The sequence below is a fragment of the Cryobacterium sp. CAN_C2 genome, assembly GCF_015751745.1.
Taxonomy (GTDB): Bacteria; Actinomycetota; Actinomycetes; order Actinomycetales; family Microbacteriaceae; genus Cryobacterium.
In genome coordinates this window covers 43,248-58,619 of the sequence record NZ_JADOUX010000005.1, presented here as the reverse complement: position 1 = coordinate 58,619, position 15,372 = coordinate 43,248, and the positions used below count along the sequence as shown (strand labels likewise).

Sequence of the window (15,372 nt, the reverse complement as noted above, 5' to 3'; positions counted from 1 at the left end):
GGCTGCCCAATGCACTGAAACCGCACCTTTCGCCGAACGCGCGCGCGGGCCAGACTGTGCCCATGGAACACGCACGAGCGGCAGAGATGAGCGCCCGGGTGGCGGGCCTGTTCAACCGGGTGGCCGACACCTACGATGCGGTCGGAGTGCCGTGGTTCGCGCCGATCGCCGAGCGGCTCGTGGCCGAATCAGTGCCCCGAACGGGCGAACGCGCCCTCGATCTCGGCACCGGTCGCGGCGCCGCCCTATGGCCGCTCGCCGAGGCCGTCGGGCCGACCGGCCGCGTGACCGCGCTCGACCTCGCCGAGCAGATGGTCTCGGCAACCCATCGTGACGCCACGGCTCGCGGCCTGCGCACCGTGACCCTCCTCGTGGCTGATGCTTCGAACCCGGGCCTGCCGCCAGCGTCGTACGACCTCGCCATCGCTTCGCTCGTGCTCTTCTTCCTGCCCGAGCCGGGCGTCGCTCTCCGCGCCTGGTGGGACCTACTCGTGCCGGGCGGCCGCCTCGGGGTCTCCACCTTCGGCCCCCGAGACCCGGCGTGGGAAGACCTTGACGACGTCTTTACGAGGTACCTTCCACCGCAGCTGCTCGACGCCCGCACGAGCGGCATCCGTGGCCCATTCGCAACGGATGCCGGGGTCGAGGCTCTGTTCGCAGCTGCGGGTTTCGACAGTGCTCGCACCACTCATATCGATCTGCCGGTGCATTTCAACGATGTCGACCAGTGGCGTCGCTGGTCAATGTCGCACGGACAGTTGTCGCACTGGTTGGCGGTGCCGGAACCGGACCGGGACGCCGTTCTGGCGCTGGCCGCCGAGCGGCTCGAAGCGGCGCGCGATCCCCGCGGCGGCTTCACGCTGGAGCAGCGCGTGCGCTTCACGACGGGGCGCCGGCCCCTGACCGGCTGAACCAACGTCTGACACTCAGACTGAACGCTCAACCCTGTCCTATCAAGTGGGGGCGCAGGTGCTCAATCGGGCGACCTGCTTCCCGTCCGCCGGTGCCCCGCCGAAACCCACAGCTTCTTTCCCGAGGCGGCCCTCGATGAGCGTTGCGTCAGACCATGCTCATCAGGGTAAATTCCTCGTGCCGAACCTGACAGGCCACTGCCTATCAGAATTCCACCAGAAGGGGTATTGACAACGCGTCGGGTAAAATCGTCGAGATTGGTTCACGACTTCGTTCCGGAAAACCCGGTAGGACCAAGCTGTTTCGTGGAGCCGCCTGTCAGAATCGAACTGACGACCTTCTCATTACGAGTGAGATGCTCTACCAACTGAGCTAAGGCGGCGTTACCAGAACGCCCCCTCAGGCACTCGGTGACACAGCAATCAAGCCTAGTCGTTTCTGCGAGTGATTCTGTACACCTCGGCGAATGAGGCATCCACGCTCCGACAGCGGGCTCGCACCGCCGCCCTCAGCCCACGCGTGCCAGGCATGACCAATCGCGGCCACGGCCACGAGCGTGAACAAAAGGGCGCGCTGGGGCAGCTCGGCTGGGTCGTCATCACGTCAGTGTTGGGGCCGCGAGCGACGAAGAATTAACTGTCTTCGACGGTGACGCGGTCGAAGCCACGCTGGCGAGACGGGGTCAGCACGGCGTGCTGCACGGCCCGCCGCGTGGCGAGGCGCTTGCGCTCCCGCAGTCCGGGCAATTCAGTTTCGATCGACAGGCTCCAACTGTCTCACAGCGCGCATATCGGCCACGGCGGCTAACACTGCGGATCGGAGGCCGGCACGATTCCGTCAACGAGATACGAGTCGACGGCGTTGTTGACGCAGGAGTTCGACTTGTTGTAGGCGGTGTGCCCCTCGCCGGTATAGGTCACGAGGCTGCCACTGTCGAGCTGTGCGGCCAGCTGCTGCGCCCAGACGTACGGGGTTGCCGGGTCGTTGGTGGTACCGACGACCAAGATGGGTGCCGCTCCGGGCGCGTGAATCTCGGAGCGTTCGCCGGTGAACTTGTATGGCCAATCGGCGCAGCCGATGTCGCCGAAGCTCATGAACTGGCCGATCACGGGTGCCGCAGCCTCAAGCTCGGCAGCCTGGGCCCGCATCACGGTCGGGTCTGCGTTGTAGGCGTAGTCGATGCAGTTGATGGCCGTGAACGATTCGGTCGAGTTGTCGCTGTAGTTGCCGTCGGCGTCGCGGCCGTTGTAGGCGTCGGCGAACTGAAAAGCGCCGTCGGCGCTGCCGTGCAACACGGTGTCGAACATGCCGCTCAGTTGTGGCCACGCGGTCGCTTGGTAGAGCGGGTAGATGATAGCGGTGAGCAGCGCGTTTCCGCCGAGTTGACGGCCATCCGTGGCCATGATGGGGCTCGTGTCAACGGATTTCAGTAGCGCGCCGATCGTCGTCATCGCACTGTCGACGCTGCCACGGAAGGGGCAGTTCTTGCCCGCCAGACAGTCCGTGAGATAGGCGCGTAGGGCGTTCTCGAAGCCCACCGCCTGGGTCTTGGTCACCTCGAAGTTGCTGGTCGAGGGGTCGACGGCGCCATCGAGCACGAGGCGGCCGACCTTCTCGGGAAAGAGTTCGGCGTAGGTAGCGCCGAGGTAGGTGCCGTAGGAGAAGCCGAGATAGTTCAGGTGTGTGTCGCCGAGCACGGCGCGCAGCAGGTCGAGGTCGCGGGCGGCGCTCTTCGTGTCGACCGTGCCGAGCAATGGGCCGGTCTGCTCGGCGCACGCCGCCGCGAATGCGTCGGCGGAAGCCGAAAGCTCAGCGATCCAGGCGTCCGTGCCGCGTTCCGCCACAGTCAGTCCGTAGATGTATTCGTCCATCTGGGCCGAGTCGTAACAGGACACCGCCGAGGAGCGCCCCACGCCGCGGGGGTCGAACCCGACGATGTCGAAGCTCGCCTGCAGGGTGGCGTCCGTCGCGTAGTCGAGGGAATCCTTGATGAAGTCGTAACCGGAAGCACCCGGCCCGCCGGGGTTCACGAGCAGCGAGCCGATACGGTCGCCGCCGGTGGCGACGTGGCGAATCAGAGCCAGCGACACGTCGCCGGCGGCCGGGTCGGAGTAGTCGAGTGGCGCCTTGGCGTCGGCGCACTGCAGTCCGTCACCGCAGTCGTCCCACTGCAACACCTGGCTGTAGAACGGATCGAGGTCGTTCGCCACCTGCTCGCCGGTGGGGGTGGACTTGTTCGGGCCGGCATCCGTTGTCGATTGGGCGGAGCATCCGATTAGGGCGAGCGTGAGCGCCAGGGCGGCGGCCGTGATGCTAGTGGCGCGGATGCGTCGGTTCAACGGATTCCTCTTTCATGGCGTGAAGCGGATGCTGTGGTTCAGGCTACCGACAGTGGCTGAGAGTCAGTGTGGGCGGCGGATCGCCGACACGAGCATCGCCTCAAGGGCGAGAGCCGGGGCGACGTTGGATTGGATACGCTGGCGGGCCAGGGCAATCGCGTCCATGGTGGCGACCGTGGCCGCGGGGGCGCTGGCGGCACTTGCGGTGCGCAGCTCAGCGAGCAGTTCGAGGTTGATCACTGACCGGTCGCGGCCGAGTTGCACCATGCAGACGTCCCGGTAGAGCGAAGCGAGGTCGACCAGGATACGGTCGATGCCGTCGCGCAGGCTGCGCACGGCCCGGCGTTTCTGGTCGTCTTCGAGGGCCTTGATCTGGCTGCGCAGCCCCGGCGGCACGGACTGTCCGGCCTCGACACCGAGCGAGCGCAGCATGCCGTCGCGCTCCGCGGCATCCAGTTCGAGGGTGATCGCCTTGGCGTCGTCACCGGCGATCGCGAGCAGCCGCGCCGCCGCGTTGACGGCCGATGATACCGAGCGGATGCCCAGGGCGGTGCGCAGGGTCTCCTCGCGCCGTGCCCGCGCGTCGGCATTGGTCGCGAGCCGCCGGGCCATGCCGATGTGGCTTTGAGCGAGGCGGGCGCTCAGCTCGGCGATGACCGGGTCGACGCCGTTGCGCCGCACGAGCAGGTCGGCGACATCGGCGACGCTCGGTACGCGCAGGCGCACGGTGCGCACCCGCGAGCGAATGGTGGGGAGCAGGTCTGCTTCGCTCGGCGCACAGAGAATCCACACGGTGCGCTCCGGCGGCTCCTCGAGGGCTTTCAGGAGCACGTTGGAGGTGCGTTCAACCATGCGGTCGGCGTCTTCGACGACGACGACCCGGTACCGACCGACCGACGGGGAATATTGCGAGCGAGCGACGGCCTCCTTGACGGATTCCATCTTGATGATGACGCCCTCGGTGGTGAGCACGCTGAGGTCGGGGTGGGTGCGCGCGTCGACCTGACGAGCGGCCGCGAGGTCGCCGTCGGGTGTGCCCGGGCTGAGCAGGGCCGCCGCGAAGGCGAAGGCGAGGTTGGAGCGGCCTGAACCGGGCGGCCCGGTAATGAGCCAGGCGTGCGTCATCGAGGTCGACTCGGCGGTGGTGGCGGTGGCGGTGGCGGCGCCGGCATCGACGGCACTCGGCACCCTCTGCGCCGCCGCCCGGAAGATGGCGATTGCGTCGGCCTGTCCCGTTAGGTTGTCCCACACTGCCATGAGTCAAGGGTAACCCGCCCCGCCGACACCGCCGCGTTGCGTTTCCCACGTTCCGGGACCGGGCAGTAAGACGAGGAGGCGTCGAAGCGCTGGGGTTAGAGGAGGGGAGCTACGCGGGCCCGGATGGTGGCGGCGATCTCGGCGGCCGGGGCGGCAGCATCCACCACCACGAACCGGTCGGGTTCGACGGCCGCGAGCCGCAGGAATTCGGCACGCACACGGGCATGAAAGTCGTTCTCCTCGGCCTCCAGCCGGTCAAAGACCTTGTCATCGGCGGCCAGCCGAGCCCGCGCGGTGACCTCGTCGAGGTCGAGCAGCACGGTCAGGTCGGGCAGCAATCCTTCGGCGGCCCAGAGCGACAGGTCCCGCACCTCGGTGGCGCCGAGCACGCGCCCGGCCCCCTGGTAGGCGACCGAGGAGTCCAGGTAGCGGTCCTGCACGATCACATCGCCGCGGGCGAGCGCCGGCCGTAGCTTGGTGCCCACGTGCTGGGCTCGGTCTGCAGCGTAGAGCAGCGCCTCAGCGCGTGGGTCGACCTCGCCACGATGGTGCAGCACGATCTGCCGAATCTCGACGCCGACATCCGTTCCTCCCGGCTCACGGGTGCGTACCACGGTGCGCCCCCGCTCTTCCAGCCAGTCGGTGAGCAACTGCGCCTGCGTCGTCTTGCCGGATCCGTCGCCGCCCTCGAGGGTGATGAACAGGCCGGTCACGACGTGGGCGCAGCCTTCGGCGCGATCGTCGTCGACGCAGCGGATTCAGCGGCCGAACTGGCCGCCTTCTTCACGGCCGCCTTCTTCACGGGCGCCTTCTTCACTGGCGCCTTCTTTGCAGCCGGCTGCTTGGCCGTGGCCTTCTTGGCCGTGGCTTTCTTGGCCGTGGCCACGGGCGTTCCCGTGCCGGCCAACGCTGCCTTGGCTGCCGCGTTCGAGGCCCGGGTCGCCGCCGCCTTCTTAGCGGTAGCCGCCTTAGCTGCCGCGGTCGGCGCCTTCTTCACGGCAGGTTTCTTTGACGCCGACTTCTTCACGGCGGCCTTCCTGGCCGGCGCCTTCGTGCGCGGCGCGGCCGGACCCTTGGCACGCTTATCGGCCAGCAGCTGCACGGCCCGGTCGAAGTCGATCTCCTCGATGTCCTCCGACTTGGGAATCGTCGCGTTGGTGACCCCATCGGTCACATACGCGCCGAACCGCCCGTCCTTGATCTTGATCGCCCTGCCACTCTCGGGGTCGGGCACTTCGAATTCCTTCAGGGCGCTGGACGCCCGGCGGGCACCATATTTCGGCTGGGCGTACAATTCGATCGCACCCGGCAGATCCATGTCGAAGATCTGATCTTCGCTCGTGAGCGACCGGGTGTCGATGCCCTTCTTCAAATACGGGCCGAACTTGCCATTCTGGGCCAGGATTTCGGCGCCCGTCTCCGGGTCGAGTCCGACGATGCGCGGCAGGGCGAGCAGGCGCAGCGCCGTTTCGAGGTCGACCGTCGCCAGATCCATCGATTTGAAAATGGATGCTGTGCGCGGCTTGTCCGCAGCAGCCACCTTTTTCGCGGCCGGCTTGCGCTTCGGCTTGGTCGGTGCCTCAGCAAAAGCGGTGACCTCGCCGGTGGCAGGGTCCACGGCTTCCATCGGAGCGGCCACGGCGACTGGAACAACGGATTCGCCCGGAGCCGGCGCGAGTTCGGTGACGTACGGCCCGAAGCGACCGTCTTTCGCGACGATTTCCTTGCCGTTGTCCGGGTTCAGTCCGATCACCCGGTCGGTGACGACCGGAGCATCGATGAGCTCACGGGCTTTGGTAGCGGTCAGTTCGTCGGGAGCGAGTTCCGGCGGAATGTTTACGCGGCGGGGCGGGGCATCCGCCGCAGCGTCGGGGTCGATGACCTCGAGGTACGGGCCGTACTTGCCGATGCGCAGGGTGATGTCGTCGCTGATGGCGACCGAGTTGATCACGCGCGGGTCGATCTCACCGAGGTTATCGATGACCTGGCGCAGGCCGCGGTGCTTATCGCTGCCGAAGTAGAAGCTATTGAGCCAGTCCAGACGGTTGGCTTCGCCGCCGGCGATGCGGTCGAGGTCGTCCTCCATCTCGGCGGTGAAGTCGTATTCGACCAGGTCGCCGAAGAACTCTTCGAGCAGGCGCACGACCGAGAACGCGATCCAGTTGGGAACGAGCGACTGGCCGCGCGGCGTGACATAGCCGCGCTCGGTGATGGTCGAGATGATCGACGCGAAGGTCGACGGGCGGCCGATGCCGAGCTCCTCGAGTTTCTTGACCAGGCTGGCCTCGGTGTAGCGGGCAGCCGGAGTGGTCTCGTGGCCCTTGGCCTCGAGGTCCTGCAGAACCAACATCTGGCCTTCTTGGAGCGGCGGCAGCTTCGACTCGGTCGCGTCGGTCGAGGCATTGCGCTCCTCGTCCTTCGACTCCTCATAGGCAAGCATGAAACCGCGGAAGGTGATGACCGTTCCGCTGGCCGAGAATTCGGCGAGCACGCCCGACGCGGAGGGGTGCTCCGAGGTGCCGGTCGGGCCGGCCGCGATGGTGACGGAGGCGGTCGAGCCGGTGGCGTCCTTCATCTGCGAGGCAACGGTGCGCTTCCAGATGAGCTCATAGAGCTTGAAATCGTTGCCGCGCAGGCTCGACGCGAGCGAGGCCGGGGTGCGGAAGGTATCGCCCGAGGGGCGAATGGCCTCGTGCGCTTCCTGCGCGTTCTTGCTCTTGCCCTTGTAGGCGCGCGGCGCATCCGGAACCGTCTCGGCGCCGTACAGCGCCGCAGCCTGGGTGCGGGCGGCAGTGAGGGCCTGCTGCCCAAGCGACGGCGAGTCGGTACGCATATACGTGATGAACCCGTTTTCGTACAATGACTGGGCAACGCTCATGGTCTGGCGGGCGGTGAAGCGCAGCTTGCGAGCCGCTTCCTGCTGCAGGGTCGAGGTCGTGAACGGTGCAGCGGGGCTGCGACGGTAGGGCTTCGAGGTGACCTTGGCGACCTCGAGCTTGACGCCGGGTTTCTGCAGCGCGGTCGTGAGGGCGTGGGCGGTAGAGGCATCCAGCGTGACGGCCTTCACGGCAGGCTTGAGCGCACCGGAGTCGTCGAAGTCGCCACCGGTGGCAATGCGCTCACCGTTCAACCGAACGAGCTTCGCGTCGAACGCCTGGTCAGTCTCCGAAGCGGATGCCGCCAGTCGCGCAAGCAGATCCCAGTAGCCGGCCGAGACGAACGCGAGACGTTCCTTCTCCCGGTCAACGACGAGGCGGGTCGCGGCGCTCTGCACGCGTCCGGCGGACAGGCCGGGGCCGACCTTGCGCCACAGCACGGGAGAAATCTCGTAGCCGTAGATTCGATCGAGGATACGGCGGGTCTCCTGCGCGTCGACGAGGGCGGTGTCGAGGTCGCGGGTGTTGTCCTTGGCGGCAAGGATGGCGTCTTTGGTGATCTCGTGGAACACCATGCGCTTGACCGGAACCTTGGGTTGCAGCACCTGCAGCAGGTGCCAGGCAATGGCCTCGCCCTCGCGGTCCTCATCCGTTGCGAGCAAGAGTTCGTTCGCATTCTTGAGGGCCCGCTTGAGTTCGCTGACGGTCTTCTTCTTAGCGTCGCTCACCACGTAGTACGGTTCAAAACCGTTGTCGACGTCGACCGAGAATCGGCCGAGCGCACCCTTCTTGAGCTCAGGTGGCAGGTTTTTCGGCTCGATCAAATCGCGAATGTGACCGACCGAAGACAAAACCTCGTAGCCGTCGCCGAGATACGAGGCGATCGACTTCATCTTGGTCGGTGATTCAACAATGACCAGCTTCTTAGTGCCTGGCACCAGACTCCTCTTTATACGTAGTGACCAAATGATGGGCCAAGGCACACCATACACACCGGAATGGAGTGCCCGCCTAATCGACGGGCGCGTCTCGGCGCGTCCCGCCCGCACACACAGAGCTCCCAGCCGCTGCCCAGTTCGCTCGGAGCCTGCCGGACAACAATCCCAAACCCTTGCTGTTTACCCGCCCACGTGCAGAATAGACCCATGGGTACAACGACGGCCACATACACCGCGAAGTTGACGGACGGGCCCCTTCAGGGCAAGACAATCACCACGACCTTCCTCGACACGGGTGATCCGCAGCCCCGCATTGAGATTCCGGCCGACTCCGGCAAGCGCTACCTCTACGCGCGCGGTGCCGGCCTGGAGTTCGAGGGTTCCGACACTCCCGGCCGCCCGAGTGCGGTCGAGTACCGCTACCTTGAGGCGCTCCTCTCCTAGATCGCTGGGTCATCAGGTCGCTGCGTTTGCCTGGTCGAGTGCGCCCCGACTCCTTCTACCCGGTCGGCGGCCCGGTCGGCGGCCCGGCCCGGGCACTCGCGGAGATGTCGATGCCGAGCACCCGGCGCCGCACCGAAACGGATGCGATCAGCGCCGTTACGGTACACCCCGTGGCGGCCGTCTCGTTCAGCGTCGCCACGGCATCCGCTGCATCACAGGGGTAGCCTGCAATCGCGCCGGAAGCTGTGTCGGCAGCGGCGAGCGCAGCCGCATCGGCCGCGTTTGCGACGGACCGACCGACGACGAGCAGACCCAGGATCGTCACGACAAGGGTCGTCAGCAGCACGGTGGCTGCGAGCAGAGCGAGGGCGAGGATCGACCCGGCTCCGCTCTCGGAAAGCCCCGTCGCGGCAACTCCAGCGTCTACGTTGTCGACGCGCGCGCTCATCGGCCACCGGCCAGGGCGCAGGAGCGCGCTTCGAGGGTCAGGCCCGCGAACATCCCCGGCAGGCTTGAGACAGTGACCCGGGCACAGACAAACTCGCCGTGTCGCTGTGGAGCCAGGATCGCCCCCGATACCGCGTGCTGCACCAGCCCTCCGACACGTGCCACACTGTCGCCGCGGGCGAGCGCCCGCGCGGCATTGGCGGCGGCATCCGTCAACCGCACCTGAACTCCGACCAGTTGAACGGCCCCGAGACAGCAGGCCAGCACGAGCACGACGGCCGGCAATACCGTGGCGAATTCGGCGGTCGTACTACCCCGGCTACCCCGGCTATCCGATACTGAGGGCACGTCGCACCAGATCGGTGAGCATTGCGCGCACCTCGTCGCTGCGCAGAATGACGATGAGCAGCCCGGCGAACCCGACCGCGGCCATCGTGGCCACAACGTATTCCGCCGTCGCGGCTCCGACCTCGTCGGTCAGTCTTCTCAGGGTGGTCTTTGTATACACAGACTCGTCTCCTTCGGCGTCCATCGACGCGGGTTGGGTGGCACGAGCATGTTCACCCTGCCCCGATCCCCCGGCGCGCGCCGCGGCATCCAAATCATTTGTGGACAGTTTCAGAGCGTCGTCAGAGTGGAGGAGAGCACGCTGATCAGCAGCGGCACCACGCCGACCAGCATGAACGCGGGCAGCACGCACAGGCCGAGCGGCAGCATCAGCGTCACCGACAGCGTCGCGGCCCGGCGCTGCCCGGCGCTGCGGGCATCGCGGCGCAGCTGTTCGGCCGCACTGCGGAGCAGTTCCGCCGCGGGAACTCCCGCCCGCGTCGATAGGTCAAGTACCCGGTCAATCGGGTCGACGTCGGCACCCGGCGCGATGCCGTAGCGCTTGGCTGCTGCACGCACCAGTGCGCGCGAACGGTCGATCGACCCACCGCCGGACATGGCAATCGCCATGAGTTCGAGCCGCAGCCCTGGGGTCAGGTCGGCCGGAGCCGCTCGGCGCACCAGCGCACGGTTCCAGCTCGCGGCGGCCAGCATCAACAGTGCGCCGCCGCCGAGGCAGACCAGCCCGGGCACGGTGGCGAACAGCGTGTGCAGGGAATCGAAACCCATGAGGCTGCCCAAAACGACGCCGATCAGCGGCAGCACCATCACGAGTCGGGCCGTCGCGCGCGGGGAGGCCAGCGCCACCTCGAGATCACGCTGCACCTGGGCGAGTTCGCGCAGCGACGTGGCGAGCTCGCGCAGACAGCCGGCCAGGGGCGAACCGGCTTGTGTGGCCACCTGCCAGGCTGCGGCGAGTCCGAGCCAGGCGCGCTCGGCCTGAGCCGCTGCGTCGCCGCGCCGTCGGGCGCGGGCGGCGACCGTCACACGCGTGCCGCCCGGCGACGGGTTCTCCCTGGCATGCCGGTGCGCCTGCCCGGCGATCGCGTCTGCCACGCTGTCGCCGCGCGCCGCGGCTCGGGCTGCCGCCCGCAGGATGCCCGTCGTCGCCGTATCCGCCGCACCCGCCGCACCCGCCGCACCCGCAGGCGCCGAGCCGATTCGGCGCCCGACCGCGGTCGGCGCAACAACCGGCACCAGGTATCCCCAGGCTGTCACCGGGGACACGCCAGCCGACAGCAGCACGGCCAGCTGCTGGGTGACCGCCGCAACCTCCTCGATCGGCGGCACCACGTCAACCCTCCGCATGGTCGGAGGCTCCCGCGTCGGATTGTGACTGAACGAGTCTTTCCATCCCGGCCCCATCAAACCGCCTCGATCGAGAGTCGGTCTCGGCCGTTGAGGGTGAACCGGCCGACCGCGTCAAGCCGACGCACGCCGTCGGTGCGTTCCAGGTGCAGCACCAGCCCGATCGCACTCACCGTCTGTCGGGCCACGGCCGCCGCACTCATGCCGGCGAGAGCTCCGAGCGCCTCCAGCCGAGCGGGAACGTCTTCGAGCGAATTGGCGTGCAGGGTGCCCGCTCCCCCGTCGTGCCCGGTATTGAGGGCGCCGAGCAGCTCCCGAATCTCCGCCCCGCGGCACTCGCCGAGCACGAGCCGGTCCGGGCGCATGCGCAGCGCCTCCCGCAGCAGCGCCTCAAGGCCGATGCGGCCGGCCCCCTCCAGGTTGGCCTGCCTGGCCTCGAGAGCGACCACGTGTGGATGCCGAATGCGCAGCTCCGCCACATCTTCGATCGCGACAATGCGCTCGTCGGCCGGCGCTTCACCGAGCAGCGCGGCCAGCAGCGTCGTCTTTCCGCTGCCGGCGGCCCCGGTGATGAGCAGGTTCTGGCGGCCGCGCACCGCAGCGCGCAGCCGGTTCAACCGGGCAGCGGATGCCTCGCCCACGCCGAACAAACCGGCGTCCGCGAGTGCACCGAGGCTCCGGTTCGCGGCGTGCGGCAGGCGAATCGAGAGCAGCGTTCCCGTGCTTGACACCGGTGGAAGCACCGCGTGCACCCGGATACCGTCAGCCAGGCGCACGTCGACGCACGGGCTCGCCTCGTCGATGTGCCGCCCACCGAGCGCGATCAGCCGCACAGCCAACCCGCGCACCTCGGCCTCACCGAGCTGCCAGGCCGGTGCGAAGGCGAGGCCGTGCCCGGCATCAATCCACAGCCCGGATTCCCCGTTGACGAACAGGTCCGTGGTTTCGGGGTTCGCGGCATAACCGGCCAGCGGGCCGAGCACACGCACGTCAACGCGCACGCTGTCGACGTGAGCCGGCTCGGCGGGCTCCGTTGTCGCCGTGCGATGCCGAGCGACCTTGGCGGGTGGCCGTAGAGATGCCGGGCGGGCAGCGAATGCACGTACCACGGCCGGGCGCGCCGACGGCTCAGCCCGGGGATCTGCCACCGCTGCCGAGACCGGGCGAGCAAAGGACGCAACTACGTAGGACGGAACGGCGACGAAGGACTGACCCATGCTTCGACGATAGGACGAGCCGACCACGCGCAACCGGAAGCAACCAAATCTGTGGAAATCCACCGGCCGTCGGGCTTGGGGAGGGATCAACGACGTAGAAACAGCACCGACCGGCAGTAGCGCTCCTGCTCCACTGGGCACGCGCCTGACATAGAAGGGGCGGCACCTATTGGGGGGAACAGGTGCCGCCTAGCACCGCGCAGATTGGGGGGAACCGTACGCGTTGCTGGTCAAAAACTTTCGTTCAGACGTAAGTCAGTTTACGCAGCCGCCGACAAAATGCAAGTCCAATGTCCTCATTAGAGGGGACACTTGCACGGGGGCACGAAATCCCCCTGAATCGAGGGTCCATTTCTCAGTATTTCGTTTGTGTATACAGAGATTGGCCAAGAACAGGTAGGGTTCAACTGAGCTGGCAATGTCCTGCATGCACGTACCGCAAAGGAGCGAATTACACATATGACGGTTAAAATTGACACCCTCCTGCACGAATCGCGTCGATTCGCGCCCACTCCCGAGTTCGCCGCACAGACAGCAGCGACAGCGAACCTGTATACAGACGCACAGAAGGACCCGGCCACATTTTGGGCTGATCAGGCCCGTAATCTGTTGCACTGGCACAAGCCGTTCACGACGACCCTCGACTGGACCAACCCGCCGTTCGCGAAGTGGTTCGAAGACGGCGAACTCAACGTCGCCTACAACTGCCTTGACCGTCACGTTCTGGCCGGCAACGGCGACCGCGTCGCGCTCTACTTCGAGGGCGAGCCCGGTGATTCGCGCAGCTACACCTATGCAGAACTGACCACCGAAGTCAAGAAGGCCGCCAACGTGCTGCTCGGGCTCGGCGTCAAGGCGGGCGACCGTGTGGCCGTCTACCTCCCGATGATTCCCGAGGCCGTCATCTCCATGCTCGCCGTCGCCCGCATCGGCGCCGTACACTCGGTCATCTTCGGCGGATTCAGCGCCGAGAGCCTGCGTTCGCGCATCGACGACGCCAACGCCGTGCTTGTCATCACGGCCGATGGCGGCTACCGCAAGGGCAAGATTAGCGCCCTCAAGCCGGCCGTTGATGCGGCCCTACAGACGAACGACACCTCGGTGAAGAACGTACTCGTCGTCAAGCGCACCGGCCAGGATGTGCAGTGGAACGACCGCGACATCTGGTGGTCCGACGCCATGGAAACCGCCTCTCCCGAGCATGAGGCCGAAGCCTTCCCGGCCGAAAACCCGCTCTTCATTCTGTATACATCGGGCACGACCGGCGCGCCCAAGGGCATCCTTCATACCAGCGGCGGCTATCTGACACAGAACGCGTTCACCCACCAGAACGTTTTTGACCTCAAGCCCGAAACGGATGTCTACTGGTGCACCGCCGACGTGGGCTGGATCACCGGACACAGCTACGTGGTCTACGGACCGCTCGCCAATGGCGCGACGCAGGTGCTCTACGAGGGAACCCCCGATTCCCCGCACACCGGCCGCTGGTGGGAAATCATTGAGAAGTACAAGGTCTCGATCCTGTATACAGCGCCGACGGCCATTCGCACCTTCATGAAGCTCGGTCGCCAGATTCCGCAGAAGTTCGACCTGTCGAGCCTGCGTGTGCTCGGTTCGGTGGGCGAGCCCATCAACCCCGAGGCCTGGATGTGGTACCGCGAGGTCATCGGCAGCAACCTCACGCCGATTGTCGATACCTGGTGGCAGACCGAGACCGGATCGATCATGGTCTCGGCGCTGGCCGGTCTCACCGAGACGAAACCGGGCGCCGCACAGGTTCCGGTGCCGGGCATCACCATCGACGTGCTCGATGACGACGGCGTGCACGTTGGCCATGGCAACGGTGGGCTGCTCGTGGTCACGCAGCCCTGGCCGGCCATGCTCCGCGGCATCTGGGGCGACCCGGAACGCTTCAAGGAGACCTACTGGGACAAGTTCGACGGCACAACCGGCGCGAAGGACGGCCCGTTGTACTTCGCCGGCGACGGCGCCCGTCTCGACCACGACGGTGACATCTGGTTGCTCGGCCGCGTCGACGATGTCATGAACGTCTCGGGTCACCGCCTGTCCACCGCCGAGATCGAGTCGTCGCTTGTAGCACACTCGCTCACGGCTGAAGCGGCCGTGGTCGGTGCCGCCGATGAGACGACCGGTCAGGCCGTGGTCGCGTTTGTCGTGATCAAGTTCAGCCAGGCCGAGATCGCCTCGCACGAGGACATCGCCGGCATCCTGCGCACCCACGTGGCCCAGCAGATTGGCGCCATCGCCCGCCCGCGCGACATCTTCATCGTCGACGAGCTGCCGAAGACCCGCTCCGGCAAAATCATGCGGCGTCTGCTGCGCGACGTGGCCGAAGGCCGCGAGGTCGGCGACACGACGACTCTCGCCGACACCATGGTGATGAACACCATCGCCGCGCAGATCCGGAAGTAGCGGCACCACCCGCACAACAGGCTGCGGCCGCTTCTTTCGGAGCGACCGCAGCCTGTTCTGGAGGCTACTTCAGGAAATCCGCGGATTTCGCGCTCTGGCGCCCACTCGTCGTGTCGACCCGCGGGCTCGCCTCGGGAGGCTGTCCTGAACTAGCCACCGGGCCAGACGGTTACGCGAACGCGACGACGAACTCGACCTCAACCGGGGCGTCGAGCGGCAGCACCGCGACGCCGACGGCGGAACGTGCGTGCCGGCCGATGTCGCCGAAGATCTCGACGAGCACGTCGGAGGCGCCGTTGACCACGGTCGGCTGACCGGTGAACGACAAGTCGGAGGCGACGAAGCCGGTGACCTTGACCACCTGGGTGATGCGGTCGAGCGACCCGATCACGCTCTTGATGGCGGCGAGCCCGTTCAGCGCACAGGTGCGGGCGTAGTCCTGTGCGTCAGCGGCCGGCACAAGACCGTGGCCGTCGCCGACTTTGCCGGCGGCGGGCAGCACGCCGGATACCATCGGCAGCTGGCCGGCGGTGTAAACGAACCCGTTGCTGATCACGGCGGGCAGGTAGGCGGCGACCGGCGGTACGACGCTCGGCAGTTCAATGCCCAGTTCGGCCAGACGCGCTTCAATGTGCGACATGCCTATGCCTCTTCCTTGGATGCGAGCGGGCGTTTCAGATAGGCAACGAGGCCACCTTCGGGGCCGGGGACGACCTGCACGAGTTCCCACCCGTCAGCGCCCCAGTTGTTTAAAATGGCGGCCGTAGTGTGGATCATCAACGGCGTTGTGAGGTACTCCCAGGCGGGCATGTGA

General features: G+C 66.8%; 14 protein-coding genes and 1 tRNA gene. 3 read left to right on the top strand and 12 right to left on the bottom strand.

The window, feature by feature from the left end:
* Nucleotides 1-62 precede the first annotated feature (62 nt).
* Nucleotides 63-911: a class I SAM-dependent methyltransferase gene (locus tag IWX77_RS05935; protein WP_196843604.1), complete on the top strand. Its 849-nt coding sequence runs from the start codon at nucleotides 63-65 to the stop codon at nucleotides 909-911.
* A gap of 307 nt (nucleotides 912-1,218) precedes the next feature.
* Here the strand turns inward: IWX77_RS05935 and IWX77_RS05930 are convergent.
* The 5 genes from IWX77_RS05930 to topA form a co-directional block, all read right to left on the bottom strand.
* A tRNA-Thr gene (locus IWX77_RS05930) sits at nucleotides 1,219-1,294 on the bottom strand.
* 421 nt (nucleotides 1,295-1,715) lie between these two features.
* Entirely contained in the window at nucleotides 1,716-3,251 is a 1,536-nt protein-coding gene (locus tag IWX77_RS05925) for an alpha/beta hydrolase (protein ID WP_196843603.1), read from the bottom strand.
* Nucleotides 3,252-3,314: 63 nt separating this feature from the next.
* Entirely contained in the window at nucleotides 3,315-4,508 is a 1,194-nt protein-coding gene (locus IWX77_RS05920; RefSeq protein ID WP_196843602.1) for a DNA polymerase III subunit delta', read from the bottom strand.
* Between the two features lie 95 nt (nucleotides 4,509-4,603).
* Nucleotides 4,604-5,221, bottom strand: coding sequence for a dTMP kinase (gene tmk, locus IWX77_RS05915; RefSeq protein ID WP_327012079.1), 618 nt, complete (start codon nucleotides 5,219-5,221; stop codon nucleotides 4,604-4,606).
* Entirely contained in the window at nucleotides 5,218-8,322 is a 3,105-nt protein-coding gene (gene topA / locus IWX77_RS05910) for a type I DNA topoisomerase (protein ID WP_196843601.1), read from the bottom strand. Before topA ends, tmk begins: the two co-directional genes overlap by 4 nt.
* Before the next feature lie 207 nt (nucleotides 8,323-8,529).
* Here topA and IWX77_RS05905 point away from each other — a divergent pair, with 207 nt between their 5' ends.
* Nucleotides 8,530-8,766 (top strand): hypothetical protein, encoded by a 237-nt coding sequence (locus IWX77_RS05905; protein WP_196843600.1) that lies wholly within the window; start codon nucleotides 8,530-8,532, stop codon nucleotides 8,764-8,766.
* Nucleotides 8,767-8,821: 55 nt separating this feature from the next.
* Here IWX77_RS05905 and IWX77_RS05900 read toward each other — a convergent pair whose 3' ends face one another.
* The 5 genes from IWX77_RS05900 to IWX77_RS05880 form a co-directional block, all read right to left on the bottom strand.
* Nucleotides 8,822-9,214: an Rv3654c family TadE-like protein gene (locus IWX77_RS05900; protein ID WP_196843599.1), complete on the bottom strand. Its 393-nt coding sequence runs from the start codon at nucleotides 9,212-9,214 to the stop codon at nucleotides 8,822-8,824.
* On the bottom strand, nucleotides 9,211-9,561 hold the full coding sequence (locus IWX77_RS05895) for a TadE family type IV pilus minor pilin (protein WP_196843598.1): 351 nt from the start codon (nucleotides 9,559-9,561) through the stop codon (nucleotides 9,211-9,213). Before IWX77_RS05895 ends, IWX77_RS05900 begins: the two co-directional genes overlap by 4 nt.
* Entirely contained in the window at nucleotides 9,542-9,745 is a 204-nt protein-coding gene (locus IWX77_RS05890) for a DUF4244 domain-containing protein (RefSeq protein WP_196843597.1), read from the bottom strand. Before IWX77_RS05890 ends, IWX77_RS05895 begins: the two co-directional genes overlap by 20 nt.
* Nucleotides 9,746-9,831: 86 nt before the next feature.
* Nucleotides 9,832-10,908 (bottom strand): type II secretion system F family protein, encoded by a 1,077-nt coding sequence (locus tag IWX77_RS05885; protein WP_196843596.1) that lies wholly within the window; start codon nucleotides 10,906-10,908, stop codon nucleotides 9,832-9,834.
* 56 nt (nucleotides 10,909-10,964) lie between these two features.
* The gene (locus IWX77_RS05880; RefSeq protein ID WP_196843595.1) at nucleotides 10,965-12,125 is read right to left on the bottom strand and encodes a TadA family conjugal transfer-associated ATPase; all 1,161 of its coding nucleotides are present in this window, start codon (nucleotides 12,123-12,125) and stop codon (nucleotides 10,965-10,967) included.
* A 459-nt stretch (nucleotides 12,126-12,584) separates the two neighbouring features.
* On the opposite strand from IWX77_RS05880, the gene acs reads away from it, so the two are divergent.
* Nucleotides 12,585-14,558, top strand: coding sequence for an acetate--CoA ligase (gene acs / locus IWX77_RS05875; protein ID WP_196843594.1), 1,974 nt, complete (start codon nucleotides 12,585-12,587; stop codon nucleotides 14,556-14,558).
* A gap of 169 nt (nucleotides 14,559-14,727) precedes the next feature.
* Here acs and IWX77_RS05870 read toward each other — a convergent pair whose 3' ends face one another.
* Together IWX77_RS05870 and IWX77_RS05865 are read right to left on the bottom strand one after the other, a co-directional pair.
* On the bottom strand, nucleotides 14,728-15,198 hold the full coding sequence (locus tag IWX77_RS05870) for a RidA family protein (protein ID WP_196843593.1): 471 nt from the start codon (nucleotides 15,196-15,198) through the stop codon (nucleotides 14,728-14,730).
* A gap of 2 nt (nucleotides 15,199-15,200) precedes the next feature.
* Entirely contained in the window at nucleotides 15,201-15,368 is a 168-nt protein-coding gene (locus IWX77_RS05865) for a DUF4177 domain-containing protein (RefSeq protein WP_196843592.1), read from the bottom strand.
* Between the last annotated feature and the right edge of the window lie 4 nt (nucleotides 15,369-15,372).